Genomic DNA, 16,616 nt, shown 5'->3' with positions numbered 1-16,616 from the left:
TCTTCCTCCCCAAAGTTATTTCACTATATGCTCTTACCCATGGGCGCGCTACTAACGTTTAGCCAACAAAAAAGGACGGCAGCTCTTAACTGCCGTCCTCCCGGGTATAAGGCGTATGATTCAAGTAGCCCATTTCGTAGCTGATCATCTGCTCCTCCTCATGAGCCTTTTCCTGCACGAGCTGCGAAACCGACTCCGGATCTAAGTTTTCATCACTTAACTCCGGGTTGTCGCTGTATTTCAGGTCCGCTTCATTTCTTTGAATCTTTAACCACCGCTTCGCCGTATGTTCCCATGTGAACAGCTGCTCCACCCGCTGCCTGCTCTTTACCCCCATCTGCCGGCGCAGCGCCGCATTATGGAGCAGGAGCAGGAGCTTGGCAGTCAACTCGGTTTTGATTTCCGTCTGATTGATGAGAAAACCGGTCTCTCCGTCCTGGATAATTTCCTGCATTCCGCCAGCGCGCGTAGCTATAACCGGAAGGCCCGTTGCCATCGCCTCTACATTCACAAGCCCGAACGCTTCCCGCTTGCCCGAAGGCATGACGGCAATGTCGGCGGCCATGAACCAGCCCGGAACTTCCGAATAGGGCACGTACGGCACGAACCGGACATGCTTCTTGTACCGCTCACCCATCTTTAACAGCTTGCGGGAATACGCCGTCGTACGGTGCGACCCGTAGAATGGACTTCCGACAATGACAACAAGAAGATCGGGATGGATCTTGATCAGCTTTGGCACGATGGCGAGCAAATGATGCACGCCCTTAAGCGGAATCAGCCTGCCGAGAAAAACAACTACTTTTCGGTGGACCAGGCCTTTACGCTCCCTGTGATGTCTTCGCGCTGCCTCCCCTTCCGCCGTATAGCGGGACTGGAAGCGTCTTGTCTCCACTCCCGGATATACGACGCGAAGCTTCGTGCTGGCTTCCGGCACCTTCTTAAGGATCAGACCTCGCAAAAATTCGCTGTTTACAATAATCCGGTCCGCTAGAGCAAAGCTTTTGCGGAGCTGCGACTCGGAGATGTGTCTCGGACTGATGTAAGTGGAAGAATGAAGATTAAGCCATATTTTGGTTTTCGGGTTGGAATTCCTCAGCTTTATAACATAAGTCGGCCGGTTCTCGACCTGTATAATTTGCGGACCGAATTTCTTGATAGCACGTCCTATATTCGCAACATAAGCGGAACGTCTGGCAGCATGGAATCTTTCGCATACGACGTCATGAACAAGGCTACGGCGGGGCAAATTGCGCCCGGTTTTCCCGTAAATACGAGGCTCAACACTAGGACGCAGCAGAGGAACGAATTTTTCAACAACCCGTTCGACTGAGCTGCTGTTTCCCGATGGAATCGGATAGGCTCCAGGCGTAACGAATGCCACTTTCACAGGCGACATGTCGAAGGAAGGCCTCCTTCGTTATCAATTTGCAGTTAGCATACGCAAGCGATTCCGTTATTGCCACAAGGTTGCGCGGACGCCTATACTATTGATTTGTAGGAATGGTTGTGTCACACTGTTCGGAGGACACCGAAAGGCAAGATGCAAGGAAAGGACGTGAGTGAGCGGGCATGATGGGATGGTTGTTTCAAGCCATGACGGAGCTTAGTTCGCGCAAATGGATATCCAGACTGACCGGCCGCTTCGCGCAATCGAAGGCAAGCCGCGGCTGGATTCCGAGATTCGCCAGCATGTATAACATCAAAATCGAAGAAGCGGAGAAGCCGCTGGAAGCATACAGCACGTTAAACGAATTTTTTACGAGGCGCCTGAAGCCGGGCTCCCGGATTATTCATGAAGAGACTACAGCACTTATAAGTCCGGTGGACGCCTTGATCACGGGGACAGGACCGATCAAAGACGGTACGATTGTTAACGTAAAAGGACAGGATTATACGATTGAGGAGCTGCTTAACCGCTCTCCGCGAACAGAGCTTTACCGCGACGGATATTACATCGTATTGTACTTAAGTCCAACCGATTATCACCGCATACATACCCCCGTAGACGGACGGATTGTCGAGCGCGAGCATGTTCCGGGCAAGGTATACCCGGTTAACGACTTTGGCCTTCGCCGCATGCGCCGCGTCCTCAGCCGGAATGAAAGACTGATTACCTACATCAAACATGCCGGAGGAGAAACGGCCGTCGTCAAGGTTGGCGCCATGAACGTCAGCAGTATTCGTTATGTGGAGCCCATTCGCGACAAAGCCGTAAAAGGCGGCGAGCTTGCCTATTTCGAGTTCGGCTCAACGGTCGTATTGCTCATGGAGAACGATACCTTCATTCCCCGGCAGGATCTTGCGCCCGGATTAAAGGTGAGGATGGGTGAGAAGCTGGGGCAGTTGATTGAGGGGTAAAGAGCAGGCTCATTGCGCGTTAAAAGGCATGCTCATTGCGCATTAAATGTTCTTCCGATCGCCATTGCTCGGGGATTCCTTTGAACAATCCTCGCGGATTGGAATCCCCGGAGCAAAAGCGAACGTTACACTTCTGCAGAATCATTTAATGCTCCAATCGCACTTTTACCCCTAATTAAACTTATTTATAAGAACCGAATAGAGCCATTTCATTACCCGAAATGGCCCTATATAGAAGAAAGGCGCCGAGGGATTATCCCTGCGGCGCATTTTCTTGTTATTAACGGATTTCGGATGGGCTTCTGCCCGTGTATTGCTTGAACTGCCTGCTGAAGAAGAAAATATCCCTGTAGCCAAGCGCGTCCGCGACCTCCGTCACGTTCATGCCCTCGTACATGAGCAGGTGCTGGGCCCGTTCGATTCGTGTCCGGATCATATAAGATTGTACCGACATACCAATCAGTTCCTTAAACTTTACGGAGAAATACCGCGGTGACAGCTGGGCGCGCATTGCCAAATCCTCAACCCGGTGAGCTACGCTCGGGTGCTGCTTCACGTAATTGGCAACCTCTTGAATCGCTTCGGTCAGCTGGTTGCTGCCTTTACGTTCAACCGGCATCTCCCGGTCCTCGCGCAGCAGATGGATCATCAGCTGCTTAAGCACCAGCAAGGCCTCCTCCTCCGCCGCGTATGTCTCAACGAGAAACAGCCGGACATACCGGGAAAGCAAATATTCGAAATCAACCGTATCCGTCAGCTTCCGGTAACGTTCCGGCACAAACTGCACAGGATCACGTACGTCAAAATGAATATAGGTCAGGACAAGGGGCTTTTGTGGATTATGGGTAGCACTCGTGTGGTCACCAGGCCGGAACAAAAAGCAGCTTCCTTTTCCTACCGGATACGCTGTTCCGTTAACTTCCACTTCCCCTTCGCCGCTCCATACATAAAATAAATCATAGTTCGCCATTGGCTTCTCGCGCCGCTGCCATCTCCAGTTTGGTTCACATACGATTTTGGCAATAGGCGGCAATTTAATGTACGAATCCGTAGATAAGTGCAGCATGCGAATCCTCCTAAAAGTTTAACCCCGCTTGCTATTGGTTGAAATTACATGGCAAGCATAATCCAAAGTTTACCAAATAATGCTTTTCGTTATGCCGAAAATTACTTCCCAGACGAATATTAAGGATCTCGCGACGCTTTTCCGAAGCATTTTTCGCGAAATTTCGAGTTCTTGCCGACATCATACAACAGCCGGAAACCCGCACGCAAGCGGGTATTGCCCTCCCGTTTGCACAAAAGTCAAAAAATATTGCATTTTGGTTGGTGTGCTTTGTTAAAAAAATGTTATAATAGCACCCGATAAGCGTTAAATGACGAATTGATTTCCCGGAAGGATGGAATGGAGTCCATGAACCCACTTGCTCAGCAGTTGAATGAGACGCTCAAAGCCGAAAGTCCGAACGTCTACGACATGTTGTCCGCTTTAGGAAAAGCGATTTATTTCCCGAAGGAAGGCATACTCAGCCAATCCGCAGAAGCAAAGGCCAAAGCTAAGAAATTTAACGCCACGATCGGCATAGCAATAGAAAACGGTCAGCCCATGCACCTTAAGGTTATACAAGACACATTGTCCTCGTATGATCCAAAAGATATCTACGAATACGCTCCGCCAGCAGGCAAGCCGGAGCTGCGTTCCGCATGGCGCACCAAAATGGTTAAAGAAAACCCTTCCCTTGAAGGCAAAAAATTCAGCAACCCTGTCGCAACGAACGCATTGACACACGGTTTGAGTATTGTTGCCGACCTGTTCGCCGACGTCGGCGATGCGGTTATCATCCCGAACAAGAACTGGGAGAACTATGAACTGACATTCAACATCCGCCGCGGTGCCGAGATCGTTGAATACCCGCTGTACAATGAGGATTACCGCTTCAACAGCGCCGGTCTGCGCGAAGCTCTGCTCGCTCAGAAGGACAAAGGAAAAGCGATTGTCATCCTCAACTTCCCGAACAACCCTACAGGCTACTCGCCGGATCCTCAGGAAGGCGATGAGATTGTTGCGGCAATCCGCGATGCGGCAGAAGCAGGCATTAACGTAGTGGCCGTAACGGACGACGCGTACTTCGGCCTGTTCTTTGAAGACTCGCTGCATGAATCGCTATTCGGCAAGCTGGCCGATCTGCATCCGCGCGTACTGGCTGTCAAAGTCGACGGCGCGACTAAAGAAGAATACGTATGGGGCTTCCGCGTTGGTTTCATTACTTACGCTAACCCTTCCGATAAAGCACTGGCTGCTCTTGAGCAGAAAACGATGGGCATTATCCGCGCGACAATCTCGAGCGGCCCGCATCCGTCGCAAACCTTCGTCTTGCGCGCACTGCAGTCGGCTGAGTTCGATGAACAGAAAGCGGAGAAATACGAAGTGATGAAAAAGCGCGCCAATAAAGTAAAAGATCTGCTCGACAGCGGTCGTTACGGAGACGTATGGAGCTACTATCCATTTAACTCCGGTTACTTTATGTGCCTTAAGCTGAAAGGCGTCTCCGCGGAAGAGGTCCGCACACGTCTCCTGGACGAGTACGGAATCGGAACAATCGCGCTTGGCGAGACCGATCTTCGCGTTGCATTCTCCTGCATTGAGGAGCCGAACCTGGAAGAGCTGTTCGATACGATCTACAAGGCGGTTACCGAGCTGCTCGGTTAATTGCCCTTTATAAATAAAAAACAGCGGTGCAAGGGATGATCCCTGCACCGCTATTTTTATAACGAAAAACCGTCATTCCTCCTCCGCATCTTCGACTAGCTTGCGGCGCAAACGGCCGGGACGCAAGAACAGAATCTGCGCGTAAGCAGCCAACAGCGCGACAATCGCCGGAACGATGAGCCCTTGAACCAGCAGCATGATGGCTGTCGGCAGCCACATGAGGAATGAAACCGTCGCAAACGCCCACCGGTCTACAAGGATCAGGCTGTCCATCCGCTTGGCTTCAGGCAGCGGATAGACATGGCGCCAGACGGAATAGCGATGGGAATGCCGCAATCCCCCGAGCTGTACGGCTACCAGCTGCAGCAGGATGAAATAAGCTCCGGCAGCTCCCCAACCCGACAGCCATCCGTCCTCCGCAAACCAATAAACGATAAGCGCAAACAACACGGTAAGCCGCAAGACGATGCCGCCAATCTCCGTTCTTACAAGAGACGCCGCGTACAAATATACGTAAGTCAGGCGGTGCCGGTTCGGGATATACCTTAAAACCCACGCCAGGTAAGCCCTGGATGCTGTACGGGAAGGCATCGTTGGAACATCGATAAATAAGCCGAAAAAATGATAGTAGCTTCTTCGGGTTCGAGCCTCTTCTTCAATCAGCCGTTCCCATGGGAACGAATGCTTGTCCGGCAGCCGGTACAGCAGAGCGAACAAGACAAGAAGCAGCAGCAGGAACAATGCAGCCTGCCACGGCGCGCTCGTCAGCGTAACCGCCAGCGCAAGCGCATTCGCCGCCCAGCGAAAAAACCGAAACAGAAGGCGGACACCGGACCAGGCGAATTTCCGTTCCTTCCACGCCCCCCGCAGGTTTGCCGCCCGCATGACCGCACAAAAGAGCAGCAAAGTCAAAAAGCCGGCTTCCCCGTCCCCTTGCCGGTAAATCGGCCAGTAGAGCAGGATCACAATAATCCCGAGCAAAGAAGTCATAATTGCCGAGCGGCGGAAGCTTCTGCGCATATAGCCGCCCATTTCCGCCTCACGGGGCATATGGAAGACAATATCAGGCGAGGTCAGCCAGGTTCGAAGCGGACTCCAGCTAAGAATAATAAACAAGGCCACGGTACCAACAAGCGTAATCGGAAATCCGCTTGGCAGATCCCGGATCAGCCTGATGTAACCAAAGGCGGATGACAACACGATAAACGACATAAACAACGGAAACCCGCTTTGCGCCATATAACCGAAATAAGGAGTTACTTCTTTCCGGAATTCTCCTGACCGCTTGAGCCATAAAGCCTCAAGCGACCGACCTCCCCCGCTCATTGGCGTCCCTCGGTGACAAGCTTGTAAAAGGCATCCTCCAGCGCCCCGCCGCGCGTTTCGATTCCGGCAGTCTTGCATACCTCTTCAAGCGTGCCGTATGCAGCCACCTTGCCTTGATGCATAACGATAAACCGGTCGCAATACGCTTCCACCGTCGACAGGATGTGGGAGCTCATCAGAATAGCCGAGCCTTTCTTCTTCACTTCAACCAGCCGTTCAAGCAGAGAACGAATACCTAACGGATCCAGGCCTAAGAACGGCTCGTCAATCATGTAAAGCGGCGGTTCGGATAGCAGCGCATTCATAATCATTACCTTCTGCTTCATCCCCTTGGACAAATGCGAAGCAAATGCCCCGCGCTTGGGCCTCATCTGGAATTCGTCCAGCAGTTGCTCCTGCCGTTCGCCAAATGCCGGCTCAGCCACATTATAGGCCATCCCGGTCAGACGCAAATGCTCCTCCACTGTCAGCTCGTCGAATAGGACTGGCGTCTCCGGCACATAGGCAAAAGCGGAGCGGTAACGCTCCGCGTTGTCCTCCAGCGTAACGCCGTCCACTTTCACCTGCCCCTGATGCGGCTTCATAAGCCCGAGAATATGCTTAATCGTTGTGCTTTTGCCCGCACCATTAAGTCCTATTAATCCTACCATTTCTCCTGCGCGCACCTCGAACGTCACATCATGAAGCACGGGACGCCGCGGGCTGTAACCGCCGGTTAATCCGGCCACCTGCAAAATGGGCTCGCTCATATTCCGTCACCTACAATTACCTATAAAATAAGTTGCTCTTCTCCTATCAGCATACCGAATTACAGCCGCAATATCAAAAAAAAGCAGGTATTCCTTTCCGCGAGGGAAGGAATACCTGCTTCCATTCAATTCTTATTAAAGGATCGTAATACCCGCAATAACGCCGTCTTTGCCTTGAATTCTAACATCATGGCCTGTTACAAGATTATTTCGGTCGCCGGCAATAAGCGCGTTATCCGCAACGTTATAAATGGTTACCGTTGTTTGGTTTCCGTCTTGCTTCGAGATGGAGATCGTAGCCAGCTTGCCGTTGGCGTTGTAAGTAATCGTGTTGATTTTGCCCGTAACGTCAAATACAGTGGACTGATCAACGGCTGCTTTAGTTACTTCAATAAACACAACTTTGTTCTGATAAGTGCGGACAAGAATTTCGTCGCCGGCTTTCAGCGCGCTTACCGCTGCTTTCTTGTCTTCTCTGAAAATAAAGACGTTAGGATCCAAAGCAAGCGTTACATCCGTACCATTCGATTGCGTAATCGTAATTTGACCGTTCGAAGCAGCTGCTTTCAGCTTGCCCGTGATAGCTTGTCCGTCGTTATCCGGAATTTCGGAATCCGTGCGGTCGAGCAAGGCAGCAAGCTCCGCGCGGGAAACCGGCTGGTTCGGACGGAACGTATTATCGTTGTAGCCCGTAATGATTCCTTTTTTGATAGCCAGAGCCACATACCCAACGGAACCCGCCGGAATGTTTTTCGCATCCTTGAAATCAAGCTGCGTATTGTTAAGCGCCTTCGCTTCATCTTCCAGTTTAAGCGCTTTAACGAGAATTGTTGCCGCCCACAGACGAGTTGCATTCGCTTGCGGATTTACCGAAGTTTCCGTTTCGGAGAACAGATCGTTCTCAACCGCAACCGCTACGTAACCAACAGCCCACGGATATTTTTTCGCGATCAGATCGGCGTCCTTAAAGTTAAGCTTCGTGCTCATTTCTGCCGTCGATTCCGCCTGATCGCGAAGTCCCATCAGACGAACCGCTGAAACGAGAGTTTCGATGCGGGAAATTTTTTGGTTCGGCTTGAACGTACCGTCTTCATAACCGGTAAATACGCCTTTCGATGCAAGACGCATAATATATTCCATTGCCCATTTCATATCATCTTCGTCTTTGAATTTCCAGTTCACTTTAACTTCTTTTTTACCGCCGCGATCGTCGCCTTTATTTCCGCCATTGTCGTTATGGTTACCGTTTGCGAATGCCGAAGACGCACCGCCTGCGAGCATCATTACTGCCATCGAAGAGATCACCGTTTTTTTCCATACCGCTTGTTTCTTCATAAAAAGCCACTCTCCCTTGTACTTTTTTGACGGAAAATATTCCGCTTGTACCTTCGCCTATACGTTTTCGTCGAAGGTCTAAAGTTTTGGGAGGGTGGCTTTCAAAAAAAATTTCTTTTATTTGGTTTTTTATTGATTATCCTGATTTTCGCGCTTCGCCTTCAGCCACTTTGGAGCGCCCTTGTCCTTCTTGTCGCGGAGCCTCTCCTGCTTGGCAGCAGCCTGCTTTGGACGCGGGGCCGGAGCTGCGCTGTCTGGTTTAGCAGCGCCTTTTTTAGGCTTCCGTTCTTCCTTCAGCAGCGATTCCCATTCCTTGCTGTTCTTCGGCGCAACAAAGGAACGCGTGCTGACTTCCTGCTCTTCGGGAGTCCGGCGCGGGGACGGTCTTGCCACCACTTTGCTTGGCAGCTCGCTTGGAGCCACGAATTCGCCTTTGTACATCGCCTTCTCCGGAAGCTCAATCCGAAGCGACTTGCGGAACTTGTCCATAATAAACCGTTCTTGAGGCGTAATGAGCGAGATAACGGTTCCTTTCCGGCCCATCCGCCCGGTACGGCCAGCGCGGTGAACATAATGATCCGCATCGATAGGAGGCTCCAGGTTAATGACAAGCGGCAGACCCTCAATATCAAGACCTCTGGCCGCTACGTCGGTTGCGAGAAGCAGCTGCGTTTTTCCTTCACGGAATCTGGCCAGCGTTGCTGCGCGGCGCTGCTTGTCCGAATCGCCGTACAAGGTCTCTACGGAGAAGCCTTCATAGCTCAGCTTCGCTTCCCAGTTCGCGATATTTTCGGTAATATTCAGGAACAAAAGCGCGGACTCCGGCTTCAGCATGCGGACAATTCTTCTTGCGACATCCGGCTTGTCCCGTTTATCGCATACGACGTAAAAGTTATCAATCGTCTCCGATACCCGTTGCTCCGGCGCAATCTGAATGCGGACGGTATCCTTCATCCAGCGTCCTTCGAACCGTGCCATCACGTCGGGATACGTTGCGGAGAAAAAGGCCAGCTGGCGCTCTTGGCTCATGGCGAACAGGATCGTCTCCACCTCGCGGGTCGAACCAAGCTCAAATACCTGATCCGCTTCATCGATAACAATATGACGCACCTCGCTGAGCTTCAGCTTGCGCAGCTTCAACAGCTCGTGAATCCGCCCCGGCGTACCGATGACAATCTGCGGGCGAAGCTTCAGCTTCTCGATTTGGCGCTTCATCGCCGCGCCGCCGATCAACTGCTGGACGCGAAGGCCAAGCGGCTCCGCATAGCCTTCGGCTACACGGACGATTTGCATCGCCAGCTCTTGCGTTGGAGCCAGGATAATCGCTTGAATGGCCCCCGATGTGGGCTTCAGCTGTTGGAGCATCGGCAGCAAATAGGCCAGCGTCTTGCCTGAGCCCGTCTGCGAACGCGCCGATACATCCCGGCCCTCCAGCAAGGTCGGAATCGCTTCGGCTTGGATGGCCGATGGTACCTTTATGTTGTTCGCTTCCAGCTTATCGCCCAGCGCCTTCGTAATGCCTAGATCATTCCATGTCTTTTGACTCATATACGTTCCTCTCTTATTTCACCGCTATTTTCGATTAAACCAGCCGCCGAATACTCGGTCGGCGATGCGCGGGAACAGCTGATACAGCTTAATGCCAACAGCCGCTGTTTTTGGCAGGTCCACTTCGGCTTTCCGCCGTTCCATCACTTTTATAATTTGCGATGCCACGTATTCAGGCTTCATCATAAACCAGCTTACGTTCTTCACGTAAGTGCCCGAAGGATCGGCGACATCGAAAAATTCGGTACGGATCGGACCCGGATTAACCGCCGATACCATAACGCCGGTACCGTTCAGCTCCATGCGCAGAGAATTGGTGAAGCCAAGCACCGCATGCTTGGTTGCCGAGTAACCGGTAGACTTCGAGGAACCGATTTTCCCCGCCATGGATGCAATATTAACAATATGTCCTCTTCCCTGCTTCAGCATGTAGGGCAGCACGGCTTTCGTGCAGCGGACAACCCCCATGTAGTTGGTGTCCATCATCTGCTCGAAGCTCTCTACCTCTGCTTCCAGGAAGGTCTCGAATTTGCCAAAGCCCGCATTGTTCAGAAGAATATCGATTTTGCCGTATTTCGCTATAATGGCATCAACGGTCTGCTGCACCTGCTTCATATCGGTTACATCCATCTGATACATCGGGCATGCCGCACCGATGACGGTTGCATGCTTGCGAAGCCGTTCCAGATTCCGCCCGGTCAAGATCGGCAACGCGCCAAGCTTAGCCAGCTGTTTTGCCGTGACCGCTCCAATTCCGCTGGAGGCTCCGGAAATAAGGACAATTTTCCCCTTTAACACTCATCATCACCTGCATCCGCTTCGCTCATTCTCATCTCTTAAGTGTACTTGATCAATCCCTGATTAGCAAAAAATAAAACAAAAAAAATAGCTCCCGAAGGAGCCTGCTTCTATGTTACGATGCGACTAGGACTTGAATATCAAATTGACCGATTCCGTCCATTATGAGAGGTACCGTTAATGCCTGTCCTGCAGATAAGCTTTCGGCGCTAGCAGACTGAATAATTTTTGGAGGCGTAATGTCTACGCTTACCCCTTGATTGAAAAGCATGGTGCTTGCGTTACCGCTAATCATGTTACCAAGCTCGGATATCGCGCTGCGACCGATCTCGTCAAGCTCGGAGATCGTAAATCCGCCCATCATGGCAGAGACCATCTTCAGAGCTACCTGCTCGCTCAGCCCGAATACAATGTCGCCATTCATTTGCCCATTAATCCCAATCTGAATCCAAATGTGATTTTCTACTAATTCGATATTCTTCAAGCCTAGCTTTCCGGTGGAAGGCCGAATCTGGATCACCTGTTCGATGACGATCGTTGCGGCTTCGAGAAACGGATTAATGTATTCTGCCTTCATTAGCGGGAACGCTCCTTTTCGACAAAATTCGCACGTAGTCTATTCTATTTCCATTATACTTAAATACGTAGGACAAGTATACTAATATTATCATTATTGAACCTTAAGTCCTACGCATATAGTCACTTTTTCATACTTAATTTGACAAAAAGTGGAGGTTTCCTTCCATGCCTAACGTTTGGGCGCATCTCATATTTGGCCAAAAAGTACTTGATCAGCTGCAAGAGTCCGGGCTTGCAGCCTCGGAACCGCTCCGCCGGTTATTTTATATGGGCTGTCAGGGTCCGGATTTCCTATTCTATCACCGTTTTTTGCCGTGGCAGGGACAATCGCCCATGATCCAGCTTGGCAGCGACATGCATAACCGGGACTGCGGGCCTGTCCTTATGAAGCTGCTTGATTCGGTTGCCGGACGTTCCGCGGTGGCCGGTCAGCCTGATCCGGCTGTTGTGTATGCATTGGGATTTGTGCTCCACCATGTGCTCGACCGGCATATGCACCCGCTTGTCTTCAGCAGATCCGGCTTCCGCAAATGGGATCATCAGCGTTACGAGGTCATGATGGATACGATTATTGCCAGGCGGCAATGGGGAATCGAAACGTGGAAAACACCGGTATGGCGTAAAATCGACATAGGAGGCCGGTTGCCGGAAGCTGTAGTGAAAGCCTTCCAAGCCATTACCGGCAGCTTCTATCCGGAGCTTGCTCCGGTCGTCCGAGAGGAAGATTGGAATAACGCAGTCCGGGATATGATCCGGGCTCAACGTCTGTTCCACGATCCAACTTCTATTAAACGATCCGTTACCTTCGGGCAGATTGAACCCTTTGTCTTTCGGAAGCAAGTGCCTTACGACGTGCTGAACGAAGCCGGAACGCCATGGATTGATCCTTCGGACAAAACCGTTATCCGAAACGAGACCGCCTGGACCTTATGGAACCATGCGATGGAGGATGCGCTGCTGGTTATTCCCGCGGTTCTTCGCTATTTAAGAGAAGGCAGCGGAAGGCCGGAGCTTCGTCAGCATGCAGAAGGTCTTATCGGCAACCTCTCCTATGAGACCGGACTTCCCTGCGATTCCGGCGCGAGCATTCGCTATGCGGAGCCGATTTGGCCGGATGGCGGAATAAAGGAAGCCCCCTAAAGCGGGAGCTTCCTTTATTTCTTCCCTCACCAATTACATCGCTTGCTGCTTCGCGGACTTCCGGTAGTGGAGGCGGACAAGGCGCAGCCTCTCATAGAGCACATCCATCTGCTTTTCCTTCAAGCTGTCTTCCCCGTATACCTGCTGCAGCACGGGCTTCAAGTAACGGTCGCCGGCCTGGCGGAACGTTTCCCAGATCAGCTCTCTTTCCGTATCCGGCATATCCGCGAGCTCTCTGGCAATAAGCGGTTCAAAATCGTAGCCTTCCGTTTCAAGCTGTTCAATCCGGTCCATAATCTCGCGGCGGGGAAGCTCAAGCTCCGATTGCAGCTGTTCCATCGAACCGCCTTCAAATACAAAGCTTAATATCCGCTTCTTCTGCTGCTGCCGGATCATATCGTTCTTGTATCGTGCCTCCTTCTGCTTATACATCCATTGGGTATACGCAGCCGGCTCCAGCTTCTCGGTTACCCATTTCAGCGGAAAATCGGTCTCGCGGCCATGCTGAACCGTTATTTCCAAGAGCTCCTGCCCGTAGGCCGCATGCTTCTGCTCTCCCCAGCCCGGAATTTGCAGCAATTCTTCCGTTGTATACGGAACAAATGCGCTAATCATCCACAGCATCCGGTTGGTGGCAACCAAATAAGCCGAACGCTTCTCCGAGACTGCCTTCTTGCGGCGCCATTCCCGAAGCGCCTCGAACAGCTCCTGCTTCGCATGTAGCTCGCCGTAGCATTGCAGCATCGACAAGAAGCTGCCGGCTCCCCCACGCTTCTCCTCCAGCATGCCGTCTACGACAGGCGTATAGCCTTCGCCCATTTTTACCGCAACGCCATGACGGAAGCCGATCAGCATTTCTTCCCAGGACGTACCTTCAAACCAGCTGACTGCCTCTGCATCCCCCTCCGACCACAAGACTGCCCAGATGCCGTCTCTCTCGCAGATGGAGAGCTTTCCCGTAACAATGGTGCCGTCCTCAACCGGCTTTTCAAACGTGTTCAGAAAAACGATTTGCATGATTCATTCACTCCTCGACCAAAATGGATAATCGCGCGAATAAACGTAAGCAAGCCTAAACGCAAAAAAAAAGCACCCCTCCTGCAAAAAATGCAAGAGAGGTGCTTCCTCACGTTCGTTTATTCGATTAGTTTAATGCTAACATAACCGTACCTTTCTTACAAGCGTTTTCTTATTGTATAATGTGTGCAAACGATTTATGGAGGCTTTATCATGCTGCTGCCTGATTATGATTTTATGTCCGATACAACGGAAGATACGTCCACGAGATTCGTGACGTTTATTACGCCAAGCATGAAGCGTTTCGACCTCGCTATTATGTCGACGGCAAGATTTTACGGGAAGAAGCTTATTACCGATCTTCAAGCCGGACGTACGGCTATCATCGGCCCGGATGATCTGGAAGAGGAGGGTTATCTGGAACATACCTTTCAACTGACGGAGGAAGAAGCGGCCGAGCTGGCCCAATTTTTATATTTTGTAGTAGGAACGGTGAATTTTACCGATTAATCAAGGGTACACTGAGAGGGCGAACGCAAACTTAAGCCATTTCAGGAGGAGATATCGGTGGATCGGTTTTTGGACGAAGACCGTAGCGAATACACGGATTTATCGACGGTGGAATCGCAAAGGAATGATCTCTCGCACGAGGAGTTCCCGGACGGTTCCTACGGCTCGAGCATAACGGGGCCAACTGGCAAAAGCGGTCCTTGGCGCATGGATCAGCGTTCCTCGAGGCCTTACGGCTATGAGAATCGCCAAATGCACGAGGAATACAACCGTGATTTTGCGGGCGATGATGATTACGACTCGCTCCCTGATGCAATGGATGAACCATAAAACAAAGCCCTGGCCAATGGCCGGGGCTTTGTTTGCCGTTATGGTCTTTGAGGGAATATGCCTTCCAAAGAGATAATAAAATTAAGTGCCTGGTAAGGCTGCATATTGTTGTGCGGCTGAGAGCCTCCTGTAATTCCTACCGCCATCGGATTAAGGGAAACATCCGTTTTATCGGAATAATACTGGATTCCGCCCCGGCCAGGCGCGCCCGCCATTGCCCAAATATCATTCTGCGCCTCCGTTTTGTTAGAAGCGGCTTGCGCGTTTGCCAGATGGGTATGGGCAGGAATTTCGGTCTGAAGCAGCGTTACGCTGGATTCGCCATTCATTTCGCCTAGATCTCTATGCGAAAGTCCCGGTCCTTGTCCCCAATGCATCGGTGCGCGGCCTCGAAGATCCGGCAAAGCGAATGTCGTTCTGCCATCGCCTCCGTAAGTGACGCCAAGCAAAGAGAACAAAGCTGTATTTTGCTGGATTGACATAATTTGACCATTGCAGAATGCCCAGCCTCTTGGTTCGTAGTTGCCTGCAAACAACCGAATCTCGCCAACGTATGGATCCATCTCGTTTCAGTCCTTTCTACTAGTTTCTCGGAGGATAAATTCCTTGTAGTGCAATACAGAAATTGACAACTAGATACGGCTGCATATTATTATGGGGCAGGCTGCCACCCGCTTGCGCGATGGCATTCGGTGACATAGTCGCATTGGGCTGCGGAGCAAAAGGCGTAACGCTGGTGGAGGTTCCCCAGGTTTTTCCGGCCGGCCCCGATCCCGCAGCATCGGATCCGCCCTTAGCCTGATGATTATGCTGCGGCATCTCGTTAATGGTAAGCGTATGAACTTCCTCGCCGTCCGTCCGCCCTAATACGACGGTTTGGCTTGGATGAACCGGAACGCGTCCTTGCAGATTCGGAAGAGCGAAGGTGGTCCTGCCATCGCCGCCATACGTTGTGCCAAGAAGAGAAAACAGCGCCTGATTCTGCTGGATCGACATGAGCTGGCCGTTGCATTGCGCCCAGCCCTTTGGAGCAAAGTTGAACGGAAATTGTCTTACTTCGCCAAGAAACGGTTCTGCCATGATATTTCCTCCTTGTTCTCTTTCTAGTATTGGGTCGGATAGATCCCCTCAAGGGCAATAATGAACGAAACAGCCAGATAAGGCATCATATTGTCGTGAGGCTGGCTTCCACCGGTCGCTTCTATAGCTGCAGCGTTTAAAGTAACGTTGGGGGCTGCGTCGGAATACAGATTTTTGTCGCTGACCGCCCAAAAAGCATTCTCCGGACTGCTGCTCGTTCCCGATAAAGTCGAACTGTTCGCTGCATGGGAGTGAACGGGAAGCTGATTCATAGTCAACGTAACGGATTCGGTACCCGCATTCTGGCCAATCACGTACATGCTGCCTGTCGTATTGTTGCGTCCCGTATGTACAGGCAAACGCCCCTGCATATTCGGCAGCGCAAAGGTAGATGTACCGTCACCGCCGTACGTTGTGCCGATCAAGGAAAACAAAACCTCGTTTTCGCTGATGGACAATACCTGACCGTTGCAAAAAGCCCAGCCGACAGGAGCGAAATTGCCTCCAAACATGCGAATTTCACCTACGTACTGATCACTCATATTAATTGCTCCTCTCTCGTATCCGGCTGCCAGGCCATAGAAATATAAGGAGATGTTCCTCCTATAGCCTTGAAGCCAAGTCTTTCGTACAACCGCTTTGCCTGATTGTGCTCCAATACGCTGAGCTTAACCGGTAGACCTGCTGCCTCTGCTTCTTCCTGTAGGCTTGTTATTACCGCCGTTCCAATTCCCTTATTGCGGTAAGCGGTCAGCAAGGAAATATCAACGAGATGAATAGAGCCGCGCCTGGACGCAATGATCCTTCCTATTCGATTCCCGTCATGCGTTATTACTTGCGTAACGGCCTCCGGGAACTGCAACGCATAAGACCTGGCCTGAAGCTCGAACTGCATGCGCAGAAAAGCTTCTGCGTCCCCTGCCGGCCATCCCCAGGCTTCCATCTCTTCGCGCCTTGTATCGGCATAAACCTCAAACAAAAAATCAGCATCTTCAGGACAAGCAGATTCGAATATCAGCATCGCACCCCCACTTTTTAAGTAGTAAATATTAGCAAAAAGTAGTGCAATTCTACTATAGATTTAAGAGACGGATATTGTCAATTAATGTATAAAAATATTAAAAAAAGCCCCT

Annotated in this window: 18 protein-coding genes; 5 read left to right on the top strand and 13 right to left on the bottom strand. The window is 51.3% G+C overall.

Translation table 11 applies throughout. The features are described from left to right. Window positions 1–85: 85 nt before the first annotated feature. Window positions 86–1,399: a glycosyltransferase family 4 protein gene (locus ACR9FF_RS07450; RefSeq protein WP_435170049.1), complete on the bottom strand. Its 1,314-nt coding sequence runs from the start codon at window positions 1,397–1,399 to the stop codon at window positions 86–88. Window positions 1,400–1,572: 173 nt separating this feature from the next. Here ACR9FF_RS07450 and asd point away from each other — a divergent pair, with 173 nt between their 5' ends. Continuing rightward, a complete protein-coding gene (gene asd, locus ACR9FF_RS07445; RefSeq protein WP_435170047.1) occupies window positions 1,573–2,361 on the top strand; it encodes an archaetidylserine decarboxylase in 789 nt (262 codons plus the stop codon). A 280-nt stretch (window positions 2,362–2,641) separates the two neighbouring features. On the opposite strand, the gene ACR9FF_RS07440 is transcribed toward asd, so the two are convergent. Next, complete coding sequence (locus ACR9FF_RS07440) at window positions 2,642–3,427, bottom strand: helix-turn-helix domain-containing protein (RefSeq protein WP_435170045.1); 786 nt, start codon at window positions 3,425–3,427, stop codon at window positions 2,642–2,644. Between the two features lie 348 nt (window positions 3,428–3,775). On the opposite strand from ACR9FF_RS07440, the gene ACR9FF_RS07435 reads away from it, so the two are divergent. Further along, a complete protein-coding gene (locus ACR9FF_RS07435; RefSeq protein ID WP_116393853.1) occupies window positions 3,776–5,071 on the top strand; it encodes an aminotransferase class I/II-fold pyridoxal phosphate-dependent enzyme in 1,296 nt (431 codons plus the stop codon). A 72-nt stretch (window positions 5,072–5,143) separates the two neighbouring features. Here ACR9FF_RS07435 and ACR9FF_RS07430 read toward each other — a convergent pair whose 3' ends face one another. The 6 genes from ACR9FF_RS07430 to ACR9FF_RS07405 all read right to left on the bottom strand — a co-directional run bounded on the left by ACR9FF_RS07430 (window position 5,144) and on the right by ACR9FF_RS07405 (window position 11,404). Next, entirely contained in the window at window positions 5,144–6,397 is a 1,254-nt protein-coding gene (locus tag ACR9FF_RS07430) for an ABC transporter permease (RefSeq protein WP_435170041.1), read from the bottom strand. Continuing rightward, the gene (locus tag ACR9FF_RS07425; protein ID WP_127495011.1) at window positions 6,394–7,146 is read right to left on the bottom strand and encodes an ABC transporter ATP-binding protein; all 753 of its coding nucleotides are present in this window, start codon (window positions 7,144–7,146) and stop codon (window positions 6,394–6,396) included. The genes ACR9FF_RS07430 and ACR9FF_RS07425 overlap by 4 nt, the downstream gene beginning before the upstream one ends. Window positions 7,147–7,281: 135 nt before the next feature. Further along, window positions 7,282–8,481 (bottom strand): S-layer homology domain-containing protein, encoded by a 1,200-nt coding sequence (locus ACR9FF_RS07420; RefSeq protein WP_435170039.1) that lies wholly within the window; start codon window positions 8,479–8,481, stop codon window positions 7,282–7,284. A gap of 129 nt (window positions 8,482–8,610) precedes the next feature. After that, complete coding sequence (locus tag ACR9FF_RS07415) at window positions 8,611–10,029, bottom strand: DEAD/DEAH box helicase (RefSeq protein WP_435170037.1); 1,419 nt, start codon at window positions 10,027–10,029, stop codon at window positions 8,611–8,613. Between the two features lie 24 nt (window positions 10,030–10,053). Then, window positions 10,054–10,827: an SDR family NAD(P)-dependent oxidoreductase gene (locus ACR9FF_RS07410; RefSeq protein WP_317981624.1), complete on the bottom strand. Its 774-nt coding sequence runs from the start codon at window positions 10,825–10,827 to the stop codon at window positions 10,054–10,056. Between the two features lie 115 nt (window positions 10,828–10,942). Next, window positions 10,943–11,404, bottom strand: a complete 462-nt coding sequence (locus ACR9FF_RS07405; RefSeq protein ID WP_127495015.1) for a chemotaxis protein CheX — start codon at window positions 11,402–11,404, stop codon at window positions 10,943–10,945. Between the two features lie 167 nt (window positions 11,405–11,571). On the opposite strand from ACR9FF_RS07405, the gene ACR9FF_RS07400 reads away from it, so the two are divergent. Then, the gene (locus ACR9FF_RS07400) at window positions 11,572–12,546 is read left to right on the top strand and encodes a zinc dependent phospholipase C family protein (RefSeq protein ID WP_435170034.1); all 975 of its coding nucleotides are present in this window, start codon (window positions 11,572–11,574) and stop codon (window positions 12,544–12,546) included. A 33-nt stretch (window positions 12,547–12,579) separates the two neighbouring features. On the opposite strand, the gene ACR9FF_RS07395 is transcribed toward ACR9FF_RS07400, so the two are convergent. Further along, a complete protein-coding gene (locus ACR9FF_RS07395) occupies window positions 12,580–13,563 on the bottom strand; it encodes an HRDC domain-containing protein (RefSeq protein WP_116393861.1) in 984 nt (327 codons plus the stop codon). Between the two features lie 213 nt (window positions 13,564–13,776). Between ACR9FF_RS07395 and ACR9FF_RS07390 the strand changes: the two genes are divergently transcribed. Together ACR9FF_RS07390 and ACR9FF_RS07385 are read left to right on the top strand one after the other, a co-directional pair. Beyond that, on the top strand, window positions 13,777–14,073 hold the full coding sequence (locus ACR9FF_RS07390; RefSeq protein ID WP_174806559.1) for a DUF3055 domain-containing protein: 297 nt from the start codon (window positions 13,777–13,779) through the stop codon (window positions 14,071–14,073). Between the two features lie 57 nt (window positions 14,074–14,130). Continuing rightward, the gene (locus ACR9FF_RS07385) at window positions 14,131–14,403 is read left to right on the top strand and encodes a hypothetical protein (RefSeq protein WP_201006524.1); all 273 of its coding nucleotides are present in this window, start codon (window positions 14,131–14,133) and stop codon (window positions 14,401–14,403) included. 38 nt (window positions 14,404–14,441) lie between these two features. On the opposite strand, the gene ACR9FF_RS07380 is transcribed toward ACR9FF_RS07385, so the two are convergent. From ACR9FF_RS07380 to ACR9FF_RS07365, 4 genes are read right to left on the bottom strand one after another with little or no spacing between them, the layout of a single operon-like run. Next, the gene (locus tag ACR9FF_RS07380) at window positions 14,442–14,966 is read right to left on the bottom strand and encodes a phage tail protein (protein WP_435170031.1); all 525 of its coding nucleotides are present in this window, start codon (window positions 14,964–14,966) and stop codon (window positions 14,442–14,444) included. Between the two features lie 19 nt (window positions 14,967–14,985). Further along, on the bottom strand, window positions 14,986–15,483 hold the full coding sequence (locus ACR9FF_RS07375) for a phage tail protein (RefSeq protein ID WP_435170029.1): 498 nt from the start codon (window positions 15,481–15,483) through the stop codon (window positions 14,986–14,988). 23 nt (window positions 15,484–15,506) lie between these two features. After that, window positions 15,507–16,025, bottom strand: a complete 519-nt coding sequence (locus ACR9FF_RS07370; RefSeq protein ID WP_116393865.1) for a phage tail protein — start codon at window positions 16,023–16,025, stop codon at window positions 15,507–15,509. Beyond that, on the bottom strand, window positions 16,022–16,504 hold the full coding sequence (locus tag ACR9FF_RS07365; RefSeq protein ID WP_435170026.1) for a GNAT family N-acetyltransferase: 483 nt from the start codon (window positions 16,502–16,504) through the stop codon (window positions 16,022–16,024). The genes ACR9FF_RS07370 and ACR9FF_RS07365 overlap by 4 nt, the downstream gene beginning before the upstream one ends. Between the last annotated feature and the right edge of the window lie 112 nt (window positions 16,505–16,616).

This window comes from Paenibacillus glycanilyticus (assembly GCF_051200795.1).
In the GTDB taxonomy this organism is placed as follows: Bacteria; Bacillota; Bacilli; order Paenibacillales; family Paenibacillaceae; genus Pristimantibacillus; species Pristimantibacillus glycanilyticus.
Note: the sequence above shows the minus strand (reverse complement) of the source record. Positions and strands in the feature narration are given on the sequence as shown.